Source organism: Caulobacter sp. GW821-FHT09B08, assembly GCF_059418225.1.
In genome coordinates this window covers 960,088-979,197 of the sequence record NZ_JBWKPL010000001.1, presented here as the reverse complement: position 1 = coordinate 979,197, position 19,110 = coordinate 960,088, and the positions used below count along the sequence as shown (strand labels likewise).

The 19,110-nt window shown below is 68.6% G+C and carries 17 protein-coding genes; 10 read left to right on the top strand and 7 right to left on the bottom strand.

Going from position 1 to position 19,110, the window contains the following annotated elements:
* Positions 1-16 precede the first annotated feature (16 nt).
* The 5 genes from AC07OA_RS04630 to AC07OA_RS04610 all read left to right on the top strand — a co-directional run bounded on the left by AC07OA_RS04630 (position 17) and on the right by AC07OA_RS04610 (position 5,740).
* Positions 17-1,042, top strand: coding sequence for a DUF1176 domain-containing protein (locus tag AC07OA_RS04630; protein WP_494662585.1), 1,026 nt, complete (start codon positions 17-19; stop codon positions 1,040-1,042).
* A 125-nt stretch (positions 1,043-1,167) separates the two neighbouring features.
* Complete coding sequence (gene ahcY, locus AC07OA_RS04625) at positions 1,168-2,559, top strand: adenosylhomocysteinase (RefSeq protein ID WP_494662584.1); 1,392 nt, start codon at positions 1,168-1,170, stop codon at positions 2,557-2,559.
* A gap of 180 nt (positions 2,560-2,739) precedes the next feature.
* A complete protein-coding gene (locus tag AC07OA_RS04620) occupies positions 2,740-3,600 on the top strand; it encodes a bifunctional hydroxymethylpyrimidine kinase/phosphomethylpyrimidine kinase (RefSeq protein ID WP_494662583.1) in 861 nt (286 codons plus the stop codon).
* A 189-nt stretch (positions 3,601-3,789) separates the two neighbouring features.
* Positions 3,790-4,917, top strand: coding sequence for a serine hydrolase domain-containing protein (locus AC07OA_RS04615; protein WP_494662582.1), 1,128 nt, complete (start codon positions 3,790-3,792; stop codon positions 4,915-4,917).
* 16 nt (positions 4,918-4,933) lie between these two features.
* Positions 4,934-5,740, top strand: coding sequence for a transporter (locus AC07OA_RS04610; protein WP_494662581.1), 807 nt, complete (start codon positions 4,934-4,936; stop codon positions 5,738-5,740).
* Here AC07OA_RS04610 and rarD read toward each other — a convergent pair.
* From rarD to AC07OA_RS04595, 3 genes are all read right to left on the bottom strand, one after another.
* A complete protein-coding gene (rarD, locus tag AC07OA_RS04605) occupies positions 5,737-6,651 on the bottom strand; it encodes an EamA family transporter RarD (RefSeq protein WP_494662580.1) in 915 nt (304 codons plus the stop codon). The genes AC07OA_RS04610 and rarD overlap by 4 nt on opposite strands.
* Positions 6,652-6,779: 128 nt before the next feature.
* Positions 6,780-7,808, bottom strand: coding sequence for an aspartate-semialdehyde dehydrogenase (locus tag AC07OA_RS04600; RefSeq protein ID WP_494662579.1), 1,029 nt, complete (start codon positions 7,806-7,808; stop codon positions 6,780-6,782).
* Between the two features lie 169 nt (positions 7,809-7,977).
* A complete protein-coding gene (locus tag AC07OA_RS04595) occupies positions 7,978-8,871 on the bottom strand; it encodes a LysR family transcriptional regulator (protein ID WP_494662578.1) in 894 nt (297 codons plus the stop codon).
* Between the two features lie 95 nt (positions 8,872-8,966).
* Between AC07OA_RS04595 and AC07OA_RS04590 the strand changes: the two genes are divergently transcribed.
* From AC07OA_RS04590 to AC07OA_RS04575, 4 genes are all read left to right on the top strand, one after another.
* Positions 8,967-9,962 carry an aldo/keto reductase gene (locus AC07OA_RS04590; protein WP_494662577.1) on the top strand — a complete coding sequence of 332 codons (996 nt, stop codon included), beginning with the start codon at positions 8,967-8,969 and terminating at the stop codon, positions 9,960-9,962.
* A gap of 87 nt (positions 9,963-10,049) precedes the next feature.
* Positions 10,050-11,234, top strand: coding sequence for a class I SAM-dependent methyltransferase (locus AC07OA_RS04585; protein WP_494662576.1), 1,185 nt, complete (start codon positions 10,050-10,052; stop codon positions 11,232-11,234).
* A 154-nt stretch (positions 11,235-11,388) separates the two neighbouring features.
* Positions 11,389-12,441 carry an alpha/beta hydrolase-fold protein gene (locus AC07OA_RS04580; protein WP_494662575.1) on the top strand — a complete coding sequence of 351 codons (1,053 nt, stop codon included), beginning with the start codon at positions 11,389-11,391 and terminating at the stop codon, positions 12,439-12,441.
* 219 nt (positions 12,442-12,660) lie between these two features.
* Positions 12,661-14,073 (top strand): amino acid permease, encoded by a 1,413-nt coding sequence (locus tag AC07OA_RS04575; RefSeq protein WP_494662574.1) that lies wholly within the window; start codon positions 12,661-12,663, stop codon positions 14,071-14,073.
* 4 nt (positions 14,074-14,077) lie between these two features.
* On the opposite strand, the gene AC07OA_RS04570 is transcribed toward AC07OA_RS04575, so the two are convergent.
* The 3 genes from AC07OA_RS04570 to glmS all read right to left on the bottom strand — a co-directional run bounded on the left by AC07OA_RS04570 (position 14,078) and on the right by glmS (position 17,438).
* The gene (locus tag AC07OA_RS04570; RefSeq protein WP_494662573.1) at positions 14,078-14,638 is read right to left on the bottom strand and encodes a nuclear transport factor 2 family protein; all 561 of its coding nucleotides are present in this window, start codon (positions 14,636-14,638) and stop codon (positions 14,078-14,080) included.
* Positions 14,639-14,653: 15 nt separating this feature from the next.
* Positions 14,654-15,511 carry an SDR family NAD(P)-dependent oxidoreductase gene (locus AC07OA_RS04565; protein WP_494662572.1) on the bottom strand — a complete coding sequence of 286 codons (858 nt, stop codon included), beginning with the start codon at positions 15,509-15,511 and terminating at the stop codon, positions 14,654-14,656.
* Positions 15,512-15,617: 106 nt separating this feature from the next.
* Positions 15,618-17,438, bottom strand: coding sequence for a glutamine--fructose-6-phosphate transaminase (isomerizing) (gene glmS, locus AC07OA_RS04560; protein WP_494662571.1), 1,821 nt, complete (start codon positions 17,436-17,438; stop codon positions 15,618-15,620).
* A gap of 161 nt (positions 17,439-17,599) precedes the next feature.
* Between glmS and glmM the strand changes: the two genes are divergently transcribed.
* Positions 17,600-18,946: a phosphoglucosamine mutase gene (gene glmM, locus AC07OA_RS04555; protein ID WP_494662570.1), complete on the top strand. Its 1,347-nt coding sequence runs from the start codon at positions 17,600-17,602 to the stop codon at positions 18,944-18,946.
* Here glmM and AC07OA_RS04550 read toward each other — a convergent pair.
* A complete protein-coding gene (locus tag AC07OA_RS04550) occupies positions 18,943-19,098 on the bottom strand; it encodes a hypothetical protein (protein ID WP_494662569.1) in 156 nt (51 codons plus the stop codon). The two genes, glmM and AC07OA_RS04550, sit on opposite strands and share 4 nt — an antisense overlap.
* Positions 19,099-19,110 lie beyond the last annotated feature (12 nt).

Sequence of the window (19,110 nt, the reverse complement as noted above, 5' to 3'; positions counted from 1 at the left end):
CGGGAGGAATAGGGGCATGGTCCGGCGAGGTCTGGTTCTGGCGACCCTGATGCTCCTGGCGCCCGGCCTCGCCGTTCGCGCCGCCCAGCCGAGCCTCGCCAGCACCGAGGTCAAGGATTGGGCCGTGGTCTGCGACAACCTCCGCAACTGCGTGGCCGACGGGTTCTCGGAGGATGGCGACGACAAGCTCGCGATCCTGGAGCTCACCCGATCCGGCGCGCCGGACGCGGCGGCCCGGATCACGATGGAGCTGCTCGGCGACACGGCCCAGGCGATACGCGGCAAGCCGTTGGCCTTGGCCGTCGACGGCCGGACGATCCTGACCGTCAAGGCCGACCGCGACGGCGGGCTCACCCTCGCGGACGCCCAGGTCGGGCCGTTCCTGGGCGCGGCCCGCAACGGATCGGAGCTCTCCATTCGCCTGGGCGACGAGACATTGGGCGTGGTGTCGCTGGCTGGGATGGTCGCCGCCCTGCGTTTCGTCGATGACCGCCAGGGTCGGGCCGGCGGCGTCACGGCCCTGATCGCCAAGGGCGCCAAGCCGTCGTCGGCCACGCCGCCTCAGCCGGCCATGCCGGTGGTGCGACGGGCGCCGGCCGTGGCCCAGGCCGGCCTTCCCGGCAAACCCTCGGCCGAGGTCAAGGCGTTGATCGCCAAGGCCGAATGCGACGCCGAGCCGGATTTCTCCGGCGCCGGACCCGAAGTCTACCGCCTGTCGGCCGACAAGTTGCTGTGGCGGATTCCCTGTTCGGCGGGCGCCTACAACTTCACCTCGCTGTTCGTGATCGCCGACAACAAGGGCGGCGCGGCCAGGGTCGCGCCGCTGGAGGCCGTGGACGACGGCATGGCGGTCAATGCCGGCTACGATCCCAAGACGCGCATGCTCAGCGCCTACTACAAGGGGCGCGGCGTCGGCGATTGCGGCGAGTCCGACGAATGGGCCTGGACCGGCCAGAGCTTCGCGATGACCCGCTCCACCTTCATGCCGGCCTGCCGGGGCCAGTCCGACTGGCCGACCTCGTATCAAGCCAAGGTGGAATAGGGCCAAGGTCGAACAGGTCCGACTGTCGCAGGCATATAAAGAAATCCTTATGCCTTAATTGCGAGAAGGGCGCAGGCGCGGTATAGACCGCCCTCAAGACCATCCCCCGACCGCAGGAGCCGACCGTGGCCGACTACATCGTCAAGGACATCTCGCTCGCCGATTTCGGCCGCAAGGAACTCGCCATCGCCGAGACCGAAATGCCCGGTCTGATGGCCACCCGCGCCGAATACGGCCCGGCCCAGGTGCTGAAGGGCGCCCGCATCGCCGGCAGCCTGCACATGACCATCCAGACCGGCGTGCTGATCGAGACCCTCACCGCCCTGGGCGCCGAGGTCCGCTGGGCTTCGTGCAACATCTTCTCGACCCAGGACCACGCCGCGGCCGCCATCGCCGCCGCCGGCATCCCGGTCTTCGCCTTCAAGGGCGAGAACCTGGTCGAGTACTGGGAATACGCCCACAAGATCTTCGAGTGGCACGACGGCGGCTACCCGAACCTGATCCTCGACGACGGCGGCGACGCCACCCTGCTGTGCGTGCTGGGTCCCAAGGCCGAGAAGGATCCCTCGATCCTCAACAACCCGACCAACGAGGAAGAAGAAGCGCTCTATACCGTGATGAAGCGCTACCTGGCCGAAAAGCCGGGCTTCTACTCGGCGATCCGCGACGCCATCGGCGGCGTGTCGGAAGAGACCACCACGGGCGTGCACCGCCTGTACCAGATGGCCGCCAAGGGCGAGCTGCCGTTCCCGGCCATCAACGTCAACGACAGCGTCACCAAGTCGAAGTTCGACAACCTGTACGGCTGCCGTGAATCGTTGGTCGACGCCATCCGTCGCGGCACCGACGTGATGCTGTCGGGCAAGGTGGCCGTGGTCTGCGGCTACGGCGACGTGGGCAAGGGCTCGGCCGCCAGCTTGCGCCAAGGCGGCGCCCGCGTGATCGTCACCGAGATCGACCCGATCTGCGCCCTGCAGGCGGCGATGGAAGGCTACGAGGTCCAGACCCTGGACGACGTCGCCGACAAGGCCGACATCTATGTGACGGCGACCGGCAACAAGGACGTCATCACCGTCGACCACATGCGCCGGATGAAGAACAACGCCATCGTCTGCAACATCGGCCACTTCGACTCGGAGATCCAGGTCGCCGGCCTGAAGAACTTCAAGTGGGACGAGATCAAGCCGCAGGTCCACCACGTGGAATTCCCGGACGGCAAGAAGATCATCCTGCTGTCGGAAGGCCGCCTGGTGAACCTGGGCAACGCCACGGGCCACCCCTCGTTCGTGATGTCGGCCTCGTTCACCAACCAGACCCTGGCCCAGATCGAGCTGTGGACCAACGCCAAGTCCTACGAGAACCAGGTCTACACCCTGCCCAAGCATCTCGACGAAAAGGTCGCCTTCCTCCACCTGGAGAAGCTGGGCGCCAAGCTGTCGGTGCTGAGCAAGGAACAGGCCGACTATATCGACGTGCCGGTGACCGGCCCGTTCAAGCCCGGCCACTACCGCTACTAGGCTTCGGCTCACGCTGAAGACCAAGGGCCCGCCGCAGCGATGCGGCGGGCCTTTTCCATGTCCGGTCGAGTGCGGCCCGGCGTGCACGGAATGATCGATAACGTCGTTCGGTGACGCGCGCGCCACTCACTGTCGCGCTTGCCCTATTCAAGTCCTCAATGCTCGGCTAATCGCATTGTCATGCCGCTTGCTTTGATCATCTCCAGCCATGTCGCCGGCAGCCGGGTGGGCGCGTCGGCCCAGGCCGCCGCCCTCGTGCAGTTCCGCATCGATTCCATGGTCGTGCCGACGGTGCTCTATGGCCGCCACCCCGGCTGGGGCATTCCCGGCGGGGCGCCGGCGCCCATCGAGGTGATGGAGGGCATGCTCGACGGCATCGAGGCCAACGGGCTGTTCGGCCTGACCGACGTGGTCATCACCGGCTATTTCGCCAGCGCCGCCCAGGTGCGCGCGGCCGCCCGCACCATCGACGCCGTCCGCGCCTCGCCGCGCGAGAACCCGCCGCAGGGCGCCACGGCGCGCAAGCCGACCATCATCATCGACCCCACGATGGGCGACGCCGGCAAGGGCCTCTATGTGCCCGCCGAGGTGGCCGAGGCCATCGCCGCCGAGCTGATCCCGCGCGCCGACGTGGTGGCCTGCAACGCCTGGGAGCTGCAGCGCCTGACGGGCACGGACTCGCGAGACCCCCAGGCCGCAGTGCGCGCCGGCCGGCTGCTGAACAAGCCGACCCTGGTGTCGTCCGTACACAGAGGAAACGAGATCGGCGTGGTCTATGTCGACCGCAAGGAGGCCTGGCTGGCCGCCCACGCCAAGGCCGAACGCTCGCCCAGCGGCACAGGCGACCTGCTGACCGCCCTCTACGCCGCCTCGATCCTGGAAGGCCAGACGATCTCGTACGGCTTGGCCCGCGCCGTGGGCGGCGTCGCCGAGACGGTGACGGCGGCCAACATCTGGAACGCTCCGGAACTGCCCATCGTGGGCATGGCCGCGCGGATCAAGCAGACCTCGCCGACGGTTCGGATCGAGCGGCTGGCTTAAAGGCCTCCAATGCTCCCCCTCTGGGGGAGCTGGCGCGAAGCGACTGAGGGGGCCTGCGCGGCGAGGGGGGGGGGGGGGGGGGGGGCCCCTGCGCGGCGAACCCCCTCCGGCCCTCTGGGCCACCTCCCCCTGAGGGGGAGGATTTTGCTGGCGGATGACAGCCTTGGGCGCTCGGGTTAGAGCAAGCCCATGACCGTCGACATCACCGGCTTCTGCCCCGACCGCTTCTCCGCCGTCCGCGACGCCTTCGCCGCCAATTTCGCCGAGGGCTCGGAGCTGGGCGCTCGTTTCAGCCTGGCCATCGAGGGCGAGATCGTCGTCGACCTGATGGGCGGGTTCGCCGACCGCAAGCATCAGGTCGCCTTCGGGCCCGACACCCTGACCCCGCTGTTCTCGACCACCAAGGCGGTGGCCGCCCTGCTGATCGCGCGCCTGGTCGACCAGGGCCGGCTCTCCTATGACCAGACCGTGGCCTCGGTCTGGCCGGAGTTCGCGCAAGCCGGCAAGCAGGACGTCACCGTCGGCCAGGTGATGTCGCACCAGGACGGGCTGTCGGGCTTTCCCGACGAGACCGATCCGTCGATCTGGTTCGACTGGCAGGCCACGACCGCCAAGCTGGCCGCCCAGGCCCCGCTGTGGCCGATCGGCTCGGCCAGCGGCTATCACCCCGTCACCTTCGGCTTCACGGCCGGCGAGATCTTCCGCCGGGTCGACGGCCGCACCATGGGGACCGCCCTGCGCGAGGACCTGGCCGAACCCCTGGGCCTGGACCTCTGGATCGGCCTGCCCGACAGCGAGCACGACCGCTGCGCCGAGCTGATGCGCCCAACGGCCCTGCCCAAGTTCGGCGAGATCAACGCGGCGGTGAAGGCCGCCTTCATGACCAAGTGGGCCGCCCCGGGCGGGCGCGGCACGGCCGACTGGCGGCGAGCCGAAATCCCGTCGGCCAACGGCCACGCCACCGCCCCGGCCCTGGCCCGGCTGATGGGCGCCCTGGCCAGCGGCGGCTCGCTGGACGGCGTGAAGGTGCTGTCGCCGCAGACGATGGAGCTGGCGCGGGCCGAGCGGATCGTCGGCCAGGACCTGGTGCTGCCCTTCACGATCAGCTGGGGCGCGGGCTTCATGCGCAACACGCCCAACTTCTTCTACGGCCCGACGCCCGACGCCTTCGGCCATAGCGGCTGGGGCGGCTCGTGCGCCTTCGCCGACCCGTCGCGCGGCCTGTCGGGGGCCTATGTGATGAACCGGCAGGGGACCGAGCTGATCGGAGATCCGCGTCCCGTGCGTTTGATCCAGGCGGCCTATTCGGCGCTGTAGATCTGGAGGGACAGGCATGCGGGCGTTTGCGACGATCACCGGCCTGATTCTGTTGTCGGCGAGCGTCGCCCGAGCCCAGGACGCGCCCCGCGACTTCTGCGCCGACCGTCCGGGCAAGGGCTCGCCGCCCTGCGTGTTGGACGCGGGCCGCTTCCAGGCAGAGCTCGGCATCGCCGACGGCGCCTGGAGCCGGGGCGGCGGAACCTCGACGGACCACATCGCGCTCGGCGGCGTCGAACTGCGGCTGGGCCTGACCTCGACCGTCGAAGGCCAGGTCAGCTGGACCGCCTATGAGCGCATCCGCGACAAGGACCGGGCGTCGGGCGCGACCTCGACGGTCGACGGTGTCGGCGACGTCAATCTCGCCCTGCGCTGGTCGCTGCGGAACCCGGGCGGCGACGGGGTTTCCGTGGCGCTGCAACCCTTCGTCACCGCTCCGGTCGGCGCCGATGGGATCGGCGGCGGCAAGTGGCAGGGCGGGGTGATCGCGCCCGTCAGCCTGCCGCTAGACGCCGACTGGTCCCTGGCCCTGGCCCCCGAGGTCGACGTCCGGCCCGACGCCGACGGTTCGGGCGGCCACGCGGGCTTCGGCGGCGCGGTCGGGGTGGGGCGTTCGTTCGGCCCGGTGTCGCTGGGCGTGGAGCTGTGGGCCGACCGCGACGAGGACCCGTCCGGCCATGTCACCTCGGCCAGCTTCGACCTGACGGCCGCCTGGACGCCCAGGAGTCTTCCCGACCTGCAATGGGACGCCGGCGCCTATGTCGGCCTCAACCACGACACGCCGGACCTGGAGGTGGCGGTGGGCGTGGCCCGGCGGTTCTAGGCCGGCGCCAGCACCCGCGTCCGTTTCCACGCCCCGTAGGCGAAGGCCGCCACGCCCAGCCAGATGAACACGAACGACAGGGCCCGCAGCGGAGTGAAGGCCTCGCCCAGGAGGACGCCGATCAGGAACTGGATGGTGGGCGCGATGAACTGCAGGAAGCCCATGGCGCTGAGCGGCATGCGGCGGGCCGACCAGGCGAACAGCACCAGGGGCACCACGGTGGCCGGCCCGGCCAGCATCAGCAGGGTCGTGACGCCCGTCGCCGATCCGAAGTGGCCGACGCCCGTCGCATGCAGGTGCAGCACGTAGAGCAGGCCCGGAACCGCCAGGTAGGCGCATTCGATGAAAAGACCCGTCTGGGCGTCGGCCTTCACCTGTTTGCGCAGGATGGCGTAGAGGCAGAAGCTGAAGGCCACGCCCAGCGAGATCACCGGCAGGTGCCCCAGGGCCAGCGTCTGGATCGCCACGCCCACCGTCGCCAGGCCGATGGCGATCGCGCCCTCGCGGCTGATCCGCTCGCGGAACAGCAGGGCGCCGGCCGCCATGTTCATCAGCGGGTTGATGTAATAGCCGAGGCTGGCCTCGATCACGTGGTTGGCGTTGACCGCGAACACATAGATCGACCAGTTGATGAAGATCGCCGCCGTCGACAGGGCCAGGATCCCCAGCGTCTTGGGCTGGCGCAGCACGGCCAGCACCTGTTTGCCCTGCCTGGCCAGCAGCACGAACAGCAGCGCCCATGGCGCGGACCACAGGGTGCGGTGGGCGATCATCTCCCAGGAGCCGACGCCCAGGTTCGACAGCAGGTGGAAATATAGCGGCAGGAAGCCCCACAGCAGGTAGCAGCCCACCCCGGCGATCAGCGCGGTGCGACCCTCGTCGGGGCCCGTCTTGCTCAAGTCCGCCGTCATGGCGTCGTGTCCTGTGGTTCGAAGAAACGCTGTGTTCGAAGCAGCGGGGCGGCCAAACGAAAAGGGCTCCCGGGACCTGATGTCCCGGGAGCCCTTAAATCGTCCACCCGCTTGTTGCGGAGGTCGGCTTAGGCCGGGAGCTTCTGCTTGATCAGGCCCTTTTCGTGCAGCAGCTGGGCGATCTGCACCGCGTTCAGGGCCGCGCCCTTGCGCAGGTTGTCGGCCACGCACCAGAGCGCGATGCCGTTCTCGACCGTCGAGTCGGTGCGGATGCGCGAGACATAGACCGGGAATTCGCCGGCCGATTCCTTGGGCGTCATGTAGCCGCCGTCCTCGCGCTTATCGACCACCACCACGCCGTCGGCGTCGCGCAGGATCTCGCGCACGTCGTCCTCGTCCAGCGGGGTCTCGAACTCAATGTTCACGGCCTCGGAGTGGCCCACCATCACCGGCACGCGCACGCAGGTGGCGGTCAGCTTGATCGACGGATCCAGGATCTTCTTGGTCTCCGCCATCATCTTCCACTCTTCCTTGGTGAAGCCGTCTTCCATGAAGACGTCGATGTGCGGAATGACGTTGAAGGCGATCTGCTTGGTGAACTTCTTGGGCGGCGGGGCGCCCAGGACGTAGACGCCCTTGGTCTGGTCCCACAGCTCGTCCATGCCTTCCTTGCCCGCGCCCGAGACCGACTGGTAGGTCGACACGACCACGCGCTTGATCTTGGCCTCGGCGTGCAGGGGGGCCAGCACCACCACCAGCTGGGCGGTGGAGCAGTTGGGATTGGCGATGATGTTCTTGGGCAGGTGGTTGACCGCGTCCGGGTTCACCTCCGGCACCACCAGCGGCACGTCCGGGTCCATGCGGAAGTGGCTGGAATTGTCGATGACGATCGCGCCCGCGGCGCCGATCTTCTCGCCCCAGGCCTTGGCGATGGCGCCGCCGGCGCTCATCAGCACGATGTCGACGGTGGAGAAGTCGAACTGCTCCAGGTCCTCGCAGTGGAGGGTCTGGCTGCCGAACGAGACTTCCACGCCGATGGATTTGCGGCTCGCGATCGCATGCATCTTGTCCACGGGGAATTTCAGTTCCTCGAGGATGTTGAACATCTCACGGCCCACATTGCCCGTGGCGCCGACCACGGCGACCCGGTAACCCATCGCAGCCTCCAATTCATGACTTGCCCGCCAGACGACGGCAGGCGCGGACCCGTTACGCCCCGCAGGGCGCGGAAGCAAGGACAGCCTTTCTAATGCGACGCTTAGCGCGGGGCGTTGGGGGCAGATTTCACCCTGTCTCGATGGATTCTGCATCGCGGCGGTTGGACGCCTACCGCCGCTCGGCCTTCACGAAGTCCACGAACGCCCGCAGCGGCGCCGGCATGTGCCGGCGGCTGGGATAGTAGAGATACGGCCCGCTGAATGGCGGCAGCCAGTCGTCCAGCACCGTCTCCATCCGGCCCGCCGCGATGCTTCCGGCCACGAAGCCTTCGAAGGTGGCCAAGAGGCCCAGGCCCGCCTCGACGGCGGCGATTTCCAGCTCGCCGCTGTTGGTGACCAGCGGTCCCTCGGGCTGGACGCGGATCGTCTCGCCGTCCTTCTCGAACTCCCAGGCGTAGCTCGTGCCATGGGTGAAGCGGTGGCGGATGCAGGCATGGTCCAGCACCTCGCGCGGGTGGGTCGGACGGCCGTGCGCGGCGAAATAGGCCGGCGAGCCCACCACCACGAACCGCTGCGGCCCGGCCAGGGGCACGGCGATCATGTCCTTCTCCAGCCGCTCGTCGTAGCGAACGCCCGCGTCATAGCCGGCGGCCAGCACGTCGACGAAGGCGTCGTCGGCCGTGACCTCGACGCGAATCCCCGGGTGCGCCTTCAGGAAGCGCGGGATCAGGTCCGGAAAGACGATCCGCGACACCGCGCCCGGCACGTTCAGCTTCAGCACCCCCGTGGGGCTGTCGCGGAAGGCGTTGACCTCGTCCAGCGCCAGGGTGACGTCGGCCAGGGCGGGCGTCAGCCGGGCCAGCAGCCGCTCGCCGGCCTCGGTCGGGGTGACGCTGCGGGTGGTGCGGTTGAGGAGGCGCACCCCCAGATCCGCCTCCAGCCGCCGCACGGCTTCGGACAGCGACGAGGCCGAGACCCCGCGCAAGGCGGCCGCGCCCCGGAAGCCACGCGCCCGGGCCACGGCGGTGAAGGCGTCGAGATCGGCGAGGTCGGGCTGGGCCATTGTACGGATTTCCGAACAGCTCGTGCGGGGATGAACGGATTATCGCACGCGCGGCGTCGGCGCATAGTCCCCGCCATCGAACACGGAGAAACACCATGCAAACCCGTCAACTGGGCAAGACCGGCCCCGTCGTCTCGGCCCTGGGCCTGGGCGCCATGGGCATGTCGGGCATGTACGGCCCGTCCGACCGGGCCGAGAGCCTGGCCACCCTCGACGCCGCCCTGGAGGCCGGGATCACCCTGATCGACACCGGCGACTTCTACGGCATGGGCCACAACGAGATGCTGATCGGCGAGGCGCTGAAGGGCTCGAAACGCGACAAGGCCGTGATCAGCGTCAAGTTCGGCGCCCAGCGCGACCCCTCGGGCGCCTGGATCGGCTACGACGCCCGCCCCGCCGCCGTGAAGACGGCCCTGGCCTATACGCTGCAGCGCCTGGGCGTCGACCACATCGACATCTACCGCCCCGCGCGCCTGGACCCCAACGTGCCCATCGAGGACACGGTCGGCGCCATCGCCGAGATGGTCCAGGCCGGCTATGTGCGCCACATCGGCCTGTCGGAGGTGGGCGCCGAGACCATCCGCAAGGCCCACGCCGTCCATCCCATTGTCGACCTGCAGATCGAATACGCCCTGATCACCCGGGGCGTGGAGGACAAGATCCTGCCGGTCCTGCGCGAGCTGGGTATCGGCATGACCGCCTATGGCGTGCTGTCGCGCGGCCTGATCAGCGGCCACTGGGACAAGAACCAGGGCCAGGGCAAGGGCGACTTCCGCGCCTATTCCCCGCGCTTCCAGGGCGACAATGTCGACAAGAACCTGGCGCTGGTGGAAGCCCTGCGGACGGTGGCCGAGGCCAAGGGCGTCAGCGTCGCCCAGATCGCCATCGCCTGGGTGGCCGCGCAAGGGCAGGACATCGTGCCGCTGGTCGGGGCCCGCACCCGCGCGCGGCTTTCCGAGTCGCTGGGCGCGCTGGACGTGATGCTGTCACCTGCCGATCTGGCCGCCATCGAGCGCGCGGCGCCCAAGGGCGCGGCGGCCGGCGCCCGCTACGCCGAGGCTCAGATGGCCCATCTGGACAGCGAGCACTGACCGGTTCCCGGGAGCCGAATTACAAGGGGAGGCGGACGAAAATTTCCGCCTTCCCAGCGGCCGCGCCTGCATTTTAGGGTCGCGGTCATGATCGAAGCTCTGCTGAAAAAGATGGTCAAGGTCGGCGACCTGACCATTCACCTTCCCAACGGCTCGACGACCAAGGCCGGCGACGGCTCGGGGCCGCCCGTGACCATGCGGGTCAACGCCCGGGGCCTGCGCCGGCTGGTGGCCAATCCCAGCCTGGGCCTGGGCGAGGCCTATATGGAAGGCGACCTGAAGATCGAGCAGGGGACCCTGTGGGACCTGCTGGAGATCGTCGGCAAGAGCGGCGGGCGCACGCCCAAGCGCGGCACGCCGGTCACACGGGCCAAGAAGGCGCTCAAGCGCACGGTGCAGTCGGTCAACGACCGCATCGCCTCGCGTCGCAACGTCGCCCACCACTACGATGTGGGCAACGAGCTCTATAAGCGCTTCCTCGACGCCGACATGCAGTACAGCTGCGCCTACTTCGCGCGGCCCGACATGACCCTGGAGGAGGCCCAGGCCGCCAAGAAGGCTCATATCGGCGCCAAGCTGAACATCACGCCGGGCATGAAGGTGCTGGACATCGGCTCGGGCTGGGGCGGCATGTCCCTGACCCTGGCGGCCGACCATGGGGCCAGGATGACGGGGGTCACCCTGTCGACCGAGCAACTGGCCCTGGCCAAGGAACGGGCCGAGAAGACCGGGCTGTCGGACCAGGTCGAGTTCCGTCTCACCGACTATCGCGACCTGAACGAGACCTTCGACCGCATCGTCTCGGTGGGCATGCTGGAACACGTCGGCGCGCCGAACTTCCAGACCTATTTCGACACGATCAAGCGCCTGCTGACCGACGACGGCAGCGCGGTGATCCACTCGATCGGCCGAATGAGCGGGCCGGGGGCGACCAACGCCTTCACCGCCAAGTACATCTTCCCCGGCGGCTACATCCCGGGCCTGTCGGAGATCGTCCAGGCGGTCGAGGCGGCGGGCCTGTGGATCACCGACATCGAGATCCTGCGCCTGCACTACGCCGAGACCTGCAAGCACTGGCGCCTGCGCTTCCTGGCCGATCCGGACATCCCCACGATGTTCGACGAGCGGTTCCGGCGGATGTGGGAGTTCTATCTGTGCGGCGCCGAGCTGGGCTTCCGCTACGGCGGCCACATGGTCTTCCAGATCCAGGTGGCCAAGAAGGTCGGCGCCCTGCCGGTCACGCGGGACTACATGTTCGAGGGCGAGCGGTAGAGCGTTTTCGAGCGAAGTGGACGCCGGTTCGCGTGAAGAAAACGCGTCAAAGCAAAGAACTCTAGGCGCCACGAATGCGCCCGATTGCCGGGTGCTGATGAGCTTCTAGTTGAGTGGCGTGGCGTTCTCCCTGGGTGTGACACGGAGAGTCCCGATGATCCGGCTCGGCCTGCTGCTGGCGGCCTTCATGACCCTGCTGACGGCGCAGCCCGTCCTGGCCCAGAGCCAGGTCCGCGACTTCGTCGTCGCATCGAAGGCCTTCGAGGGAAACAAGATCGGGACCAGCCCGCGGCGGCGCGTGCGGGTCTATCTGCCCGACGGCTATGAGACCTCCGGGCGGCGCTATCCGGTCATCTACTACCTGCACAACATCTTCGAGGACGAGCGCGCGGCCTTCGACCGGGAAGGCTTCGCGGCCCTGCTCGACAAGGCGATCGCCGAAAAGGTGATCCCACCGGTGATCGTGGTGGCCGCCGATTTCAGCACCCCGCTGGGCGGATCGATCTATGCCAATTCGCCGGTCACCGGCCGGTGGCGCGACTTCATGGTCGGCGAGCTGGTCCCCTGGACCGACGGCCGCTTCCGCACCCTGGCGCGCCGCGATTCGCGGGGGCTGGCCGGCGACCGCATGGGCGGTCACGGCGCCATCGCCTTCGGCATGCGCCATCCCGACGTGTTCGGCGCCGTCTACGCCCTGCATCCGGTCGGCACGGGGCTTGGCCTGCAGACCATGTCGTCGCGGCCGAACTTCGACCTGCTGCAGAACGCCAAGTCGCTGGACGACCTGAAGGCCGATCCGTTCTCGCAGCTGTTCACGGCCATCTACCAGGCCCACCTGCCCAATCCGGGCAAACCGCCGCTCTATGCCGACCTGCCGGCTCGCAAGATCGACGGACGGCTGGTGGTCGACGCGGCCCTGACCGAGAAGCTGCAAAACGGCTTCCTGCTGGACCGCTCGGTGGCGCGCTATGCCGACAACCTGCGGACCCTGCGCGGCCTGAAGTTCGACTGGACGCGCGGCGATCCCAATCCCGACCACGTGATCTCCAACCAGGCCTTCTCGCGCCTGCTCACCGAATACGGCGTGCCGCACGAGGCCGAGGAATATGTCGGCGGCTGGGGCGACCGCACCTGGGGCCAGACGGGGCGGGTCTATACCGACCTGCTGCCGTTCTTCGCCCGGACGTTGGTGTTCGAGGAGAACTGATCCCTCTCCCCTTGCGGGAGAGGGTGGCCCCACGAAGTGGGGTCGGGTGAGGGGTCTCTCAGACCTTTCCGGACAGGGCTATCAACCCCTCATCCGACCTGCTTCGCAGGCCACCTTCTCCCGCAAGGGGAGAAGGAACGCGATGCGACAGGCAAGTTGATGTGATGGGCGTGGCAAGGCTAGTTTGCCGCCGCATCTTCCAGACCTCCGAGGACCTCCATGGGCCAGTTCCGCGCGGCCGATCTCTTCCGCCGCAAGCCCGTGGGCCAGGTCGTCGCCGAGGGCGGCGAGCATCTGCCGGAAGATGGCCTGCACCGCTCCATCGGCCTGTTCCAGCTGACCATGCTGGGCGTGGGCGCCACCATCGGCACCGGCATCTTCGTGGCCCTGACCACGGCCGTGCCCGCCGCCGGGCCGGCGGTGATCGTCAGCTTCGTGATCGCCGGGATCACAGCGGCCCTGACGGCCCTGTGCTACGCCGAGCTGGCCTCGACCATCCCGGTGTCGGGTTCGTCCTATTCCTACGCCTACGCCACCCTGGGCGAGTTCGTGGCCTTCCTGGTCGGGGCGTGCCTGTTGCTGGAATACGCCGTGTCGGCCTCGGCCATCGCCGTGGGCTGGGGGCAATATCTGAACGAGATGTTCTCCGACCTGATCGGCTGGCGCATGCCCGACGCCATCGCCAAGGCGCCGGGGGCGGGCGGGGTGTTCAACCTGCCGGCCGTGGTGCTGGTGGGCGCGTGCCTGATCCTGCTGCTGCGCGGCGTGAAGGAATCGGTGACGGTCAACGCCGTGCTGGTGGTGCTCAAGCTGCTGGTGCTGGCCTTTTTCGTGGTCATCGCCTTCAGCGGCTTCCACGCCGAGAACCTCAAGCCGTTCGCCCCGATGGGCGTGGCGGGGATCGGGGCGGCGGCCTCGTCGATCTTCTTCTCCTATATCGGCATCGACGCGGTCTCGACGGCGGGCGACGAGGTCAAGAACCCGCGCAAGACCCTGCCGTTGGGCATCATTCTGTCCCTGCTGATCGTCACGGCCGTCTACATCCTGGTGGCCCTGGCCGCCGTCGGGGCCCAACCCTGGACGGCCTTCGCGGGCCAGGAGGCCGGGCTGGCGGTGATCCTGCGCAACCTGACCGGCCAGGCCTGGACCTCGCTGATCCTGTGCGTCGGAGCCATCGTCTCGATCTTCTCGATCACCCTGGTGGTCATGTACGGCCAGACCCGCATCCTCTACGCCATGAGCCGCGACGGCCTGCTGCCCAAGGTGTTCCAGCGGGTCAATGCGAAGACCCAGAGCCCCGACCTCAACACCTGGATCGTGGCGGCGTTCATCGCCGTCCTGGCCGCCTTCGTGCCGCTCGACACCCTGGTGAACCTCACCAGCATGGGCACCCTGATCGCCTTCGCCATCGTCTCGCTGGGGGTGATCATCCTGCGCCGAACCCAGCCGGACCTGCCGCGCGGCTACCGCGTGCCGCTTTACCCGGTCGTGCCCCTGCTCAGCGTGGCCTTCTGCGGCTACCTGATCGCGGGGCTGCCGCTCGACACCTGGATCCTGTTCGCGGTGTGGGCGGCGGCGGCGTGCCTGATCTATTTCGGCTATTCGGTGCGGAAGTCGAAGCTGGCGGCCTGATCGGTCACCAGCGCTCGACGGGCGTGTCGAGCGCCAGGGGGCGCTGGTAGGACACGTCGCCGGCGTCACGCACGCCCTTGATGAAACCGCCCTGCTTGAATTGCGGCAGGGAGAGAATGCCGGCGTCGCCCGCGATCAGCAGATCGACCGTGCAGCGCCGCAGGGCGATCTTCCAGGCGCCGTCGCGCTTTTCCATCCGGTCCACATAGCGGCCGTTGATCAGGCGCACCGTCTTGCCGTCCGGGTTCAGCAGACCGACCAGCACGTAGCTTTCCACATGGGCGACATCGCCGGTGATCTCGCAGTTGTGGGTCGTGATGTTGTGCAGGCACAGCTGAGAGCCGCCGGCGTGGATGGCGTTGGCCCAGTCGGCATAGTCGGGGCCGGAATTGATCGCGGCCGCGCCGTGCTCGTCGACCCCGTCCGGGTGATAGGCGGCGCGCAGCAGGTCCACGTCGAAGCGGTCGTGGCCGCGCGCATGGGCGTGAACCACGTCCTCGATGGCGCGGCGGTCCAGCAGGAAGTCCACGTCGCGCCGCAGCCGGGTCAGGTCGGTCTCGTCCATCGGCGGGCTCCTCGATCAGCGGATGACGTGGGGGTGGGGGACATGCGGCGTGATCCCCAGGGTCTCGCGCACCGAGGGCGGGATCTTGCCGCCCGCGTCGGTGACGCCGTAGCGCCGGCCGAGATCCGCGCCGATCAGGGTCTGGCCGCTCAGGGCCATCAGCTCGGGATCGTTGTAGAGGGCCCAGATCAGGTGGCCGGTGAATTCCGGCGTCTCCAGCGCGTCGGCCAGATGGCCGTACTTGGCGGGCTCGGCGGCGATCATCGCCAGCAGGCGCTCGGTGGCCAGCGAGCCCATCCAGATTGACAGGGCCGCGACCTGGGCCTCGCGCAGGTCGACGGCCATGTCGAACGCCATCTTGTCGACGCCCGCCTTGTGCGCGCCGTAGGCCGGGCCGAAGACGTAGTGCGCCGCGCCCGGCGCGGAGGTGAAGACGATCAGGCCGCGACCCTGCTCGACCATCATCGGGGCGGCGTGCCAACTGGCGACGAAGCCGCTGCGGACGCCGACGGTGATCATGTCGCCGATCGCCAGGGGCTTCTGCCAGAAGTGGCCGGGCGCGGTCAGCTGGTCGTGGATGGCGCAGGCGTTGTTGACCAGGATGTCGACCCGGCCGTGCTCGGCGCGAACCTGGTCGAACAGGGCCTTCACCTGGACGTCGTCGGCATGGTCGACGCGGACGGCGACGCCCTGGCCGCCGGCGGCGGTGACCTCGGCCGCCGTGGCGTGGATCGTGCCCGGAACGCTCGCATCGCCCGCCGTCTGCGAGCGGCCCGTCACATAGACCGTGCAGCCGTGGCGCCCCAGGGCGGTGGCGATGCCGCGCCCGGCGCCGCGACTGGCGCCGGTGACGATGGCGATGGGGCCGGGCATTGCGATCCTTCCGATCCTGCGTACGGCACGCATGAATCGTCGGAGCAGACAGGGTGTCTACGGGCTCGGGTCCCGGGGCCCGCAAGCATCGCGCGGGCGGAGTCGGCTACTCCACCGTCACCGACTTGGCCAAATTCCGTGGCTGATCCACGTCCGCGCCCTTCACCACGGCCACATGGTAGGCCAGCAGCTGGATCGGGGCCGACATCACCAGGCTCGAGACCAGCGGGTCGCTGGCCGGGGCGGTGACCACCACGCGGGCGCCGGCCGGGGCGTGCTTGGCGCCTTCGGGGTCGGTGATGAACACCACCTGGCCGCCGCGCGCCATGACCTCGCTCATGTTCGAGGCCGACTTCTCGAAATAGCTGTCGAAGGGCGCCAGGATGATGATCGGGGTCTGGTCGTCGACCAGGGCGATGGGGCCGTGCTTCAGCTCGCCGGCGGCGTAGCCCTCGGCGTGGATGTAGCTGATCTCCTTCAGCTTCAGCGCGCCTTCCAGAGCCAGGGCCGACATCGGCCCACGACCCAGGAACAGCACGTCGCGGGCCTTGGCGATCTCGGCGGCGATGTCCTTGATCGCGCCTTCCAGGCCGATGGCCTCGGCGATCAGGCGCGGGGCCTCCAGCATCACCTTGCAGAGGCGCTTTTCCTCGGCCGCGTCGATGGTCCCCCGCGCCTTGGCGGCGGCCACGGCCAGGGCGATCATCACGCTGACCTGGGCGGTGAAGGCCTTGGTCGAGGCCACGCCGATCTCGGGGCCGCAGTGGATCGGCAGCACCACGTCGACCTCGCGGGCCATGGTCGACTCGGTGGCGTTGACCACCACGGCGCTCTTCATGCCCTTGGCCTGGCAGTAGCGCAGAGCCGCCAGGGTGTCGGCGGTCTCGCCCGACTGCGACATGGCGATGACCAGCGAGCCGGGCCGCAGGGCCGGCTGGCGGTAACGGAATTCCGAGGCGATCTCGACGTCCACCGGCAGGTCGGCCAGCTGCTCGATCAGGTACTTGCCGATGACGCCGGCGATGTAGGACGTGCCGCAGGCGACGATCTGGATGCGTTCCAGGTCGGCCAGGCCCAGGCCCTCGGGCAGGGTGGTGCGGGCCTCGATGGCGTCGACATAGGCCGCGATGGTGCGCTGGCAGCCCTCCGGCTGGTCATGGATCTCCTTTTCCATGAAGTGCCGGTAGTTGCCCTTTTCCATCAGCACGGCCGAGGCGGGCACGACCTTGATCGGACGATCGACCGCCTTGCCCGAGGCGTCGAAGATCCGGGCGCCGGCGTGGTCGAGGATCGCGTGGTCGCCGTCGTTCAGATAGGCGATGCGGTTGGTGAAGGGGCCCAGGGCCAGGCCGTCCGAGCCGACGAACATCTCGCCGTCGCCATAGCCCACGGCCAGGGGCGGGCCGTTGCGAGCCGCCAGGATGGTCTCGTCCTCGCCGCCTACCAGGATGCACAGGGCGAAGGCGCCGCGCAGGCGGTTCAGCGTGGCCTGGAAGGCTTCCAGCGGGGCCAGGCCGGTGGCCAGCTCGGCGTCCAGCAGGTGGGCGACCACCTCGGTGTCGGTGTCGCTCTGAAACTCGCGGCCGGCGGCGATCAACTCGGCCTTCAGCTCGGCGAAGTTCTCGATGATGCCGTTGTGGACCACGGCCACGCGGCCGACGATGTGGGGGTGGGCGTTGCGCAGGGTGGGGGCGCCGTGCGTGGCCCAGCGCGTGTGGCCGATACCGGTGGTGGCGACCAGCGGCTCATGGGCCAGGACGCTTTCCAGTTCGCGAAGCTTGCCCGGCGCGCGGCGGCGCTGCAGCGTTCCGTCCACCTGGGCCGCGACCCCGGCGGAGTCGTAGCCCCGGTATTCCAGCCGCTTGAGGCTGTCGACCAGACGTTCCGCGACGGGCTTGTTGCCGACGATGCCGATGATGCCGCACATGGGCCATGATCCTTTGTAGAACGCGCCGACGGGACTATTGCTACCCGCGCGGGATATTTCGAGCGCCGCCTTTAGCATTCGCTTATCGGCCGCTCTCATAAATCTGCATTTCGGATCGTTTCGCGGCCCGATGAAGACCTAATCGAGACAAGATCGAGATCATGAGCAAGCGCGCCTATTTCGGGACCGACGGCATCCGCGGCCAGGCCAACAAGCACCCGATGACCGCCGAGGTCGCCCTGCGGGTGGGCCTGGCGGCCGGCAAGCTGTTCCGCTCGCAGGACGACCGCCGCCACCTGGTGGTGATCGGCAAGGACACCCGCCTGTCGGGCTACATGATCGAGCCGGCCCTGGTGGCCGGTTTCGCCAGCGTCGGCATGGACGTGCGGCTGTTCGGCCCGCTGCCGACCCCGGCCGTGGCGATGATGACCCGCTCGATGCGCGCGGATCTGGGCGTGATGATCAGCGCCAGCCACAACGACTTCGCCGACAACGGCATCAAGCTGTTCGGTCCCGACGGCTACAAGCTGTCGGACGAGCAGGAGCTGAAGATCGAGGCCCTGATGGACGAGGGTCTGCAGGAGGGCCTGGCGCCGCCGCGCGGCCTTGGCCGCGTCAAGCGCATCGACGACGCCCAGGCCCGCTATGTCGAGATCGTCAAGGCCACCTTCCCGCGCCACCTGTCGCTGGCCGGCCTGCGGATCGTGATCGACTGCGCCCATGGCGCGGCCTATCGCGTGGCTCCCACCGCCCTCTACGAGCTGGGCGCGGAGGTGATCGAGCTGGGCGTCTCGCCCGACGGGACCAACATCAACGCCGAATGCGGCTCCACCCATCCGGAGTCGATGGCCAAGCTGGTGCGCGAATATCGCGCCGACATCGGCATCGCGCTGGACGGCGACGCCGATCGGCTGGTGATCTGCGACGAGAAGGGCGTGGTGGTCGACGGCGACCAGATCATGGCCATCGTCGCCCTGGCCTTCGCCAAGGCCGGCAAGCTGAAGGCCGGAGGGGTTGTGGCCACGGTGATGTCGAATCTGGGCCTGGAACGGCTGATGACCGACAACGGCCTGACGCTGGAGCGCACTTCGGTGGGCGACCGCTACGTGATGGCCCGCATGCGCGAGGGCGGTTTCAACATCGGCGGCGAGCAGTCGGGCCACGTGATCCTGTCGGACTTCTCGACCACGGGCGACGGCCTGATCGCGGCCCTGCAGGTGCTGGCGACGATGATCGAGACCGGAAAGCCGATGAGCGCCCTGGGCCGTCAGTTCGAGCCCGTGCCGCAGCTGCTGGAGAACGTCCGGTTCGCGGGCGGCAAGCCGCTGGAGCACAAGACGGTGAAGGAGGCCATCGCCGACGGCGAGGCCCAGCTGAACGGGTCGGGCCGCATCGTGGTGCGCCCCTCCGGCACCGAGCCCCTGATCCGCATCATGGCCGAGGGCGACGACCCGGCCCTGGTCCGCAAGGTGGTCAAGTCGATCGTCTCGGCCGTGAAGGCGGTCTAGAACGCCGCGACCGAGGCCTGGACCGAGAGGCCCTGCATCGACAGCTTGAGGCCGATCCTGGGCGGCGCGTCCGGCGAGAGCGTCAGGGTCGCGCCGAACAGGGCCAGGGCGAGGGCCGCGCCGAAGGCGGCCACGATCAGATGAATACGCATCTTGGCCTCCTT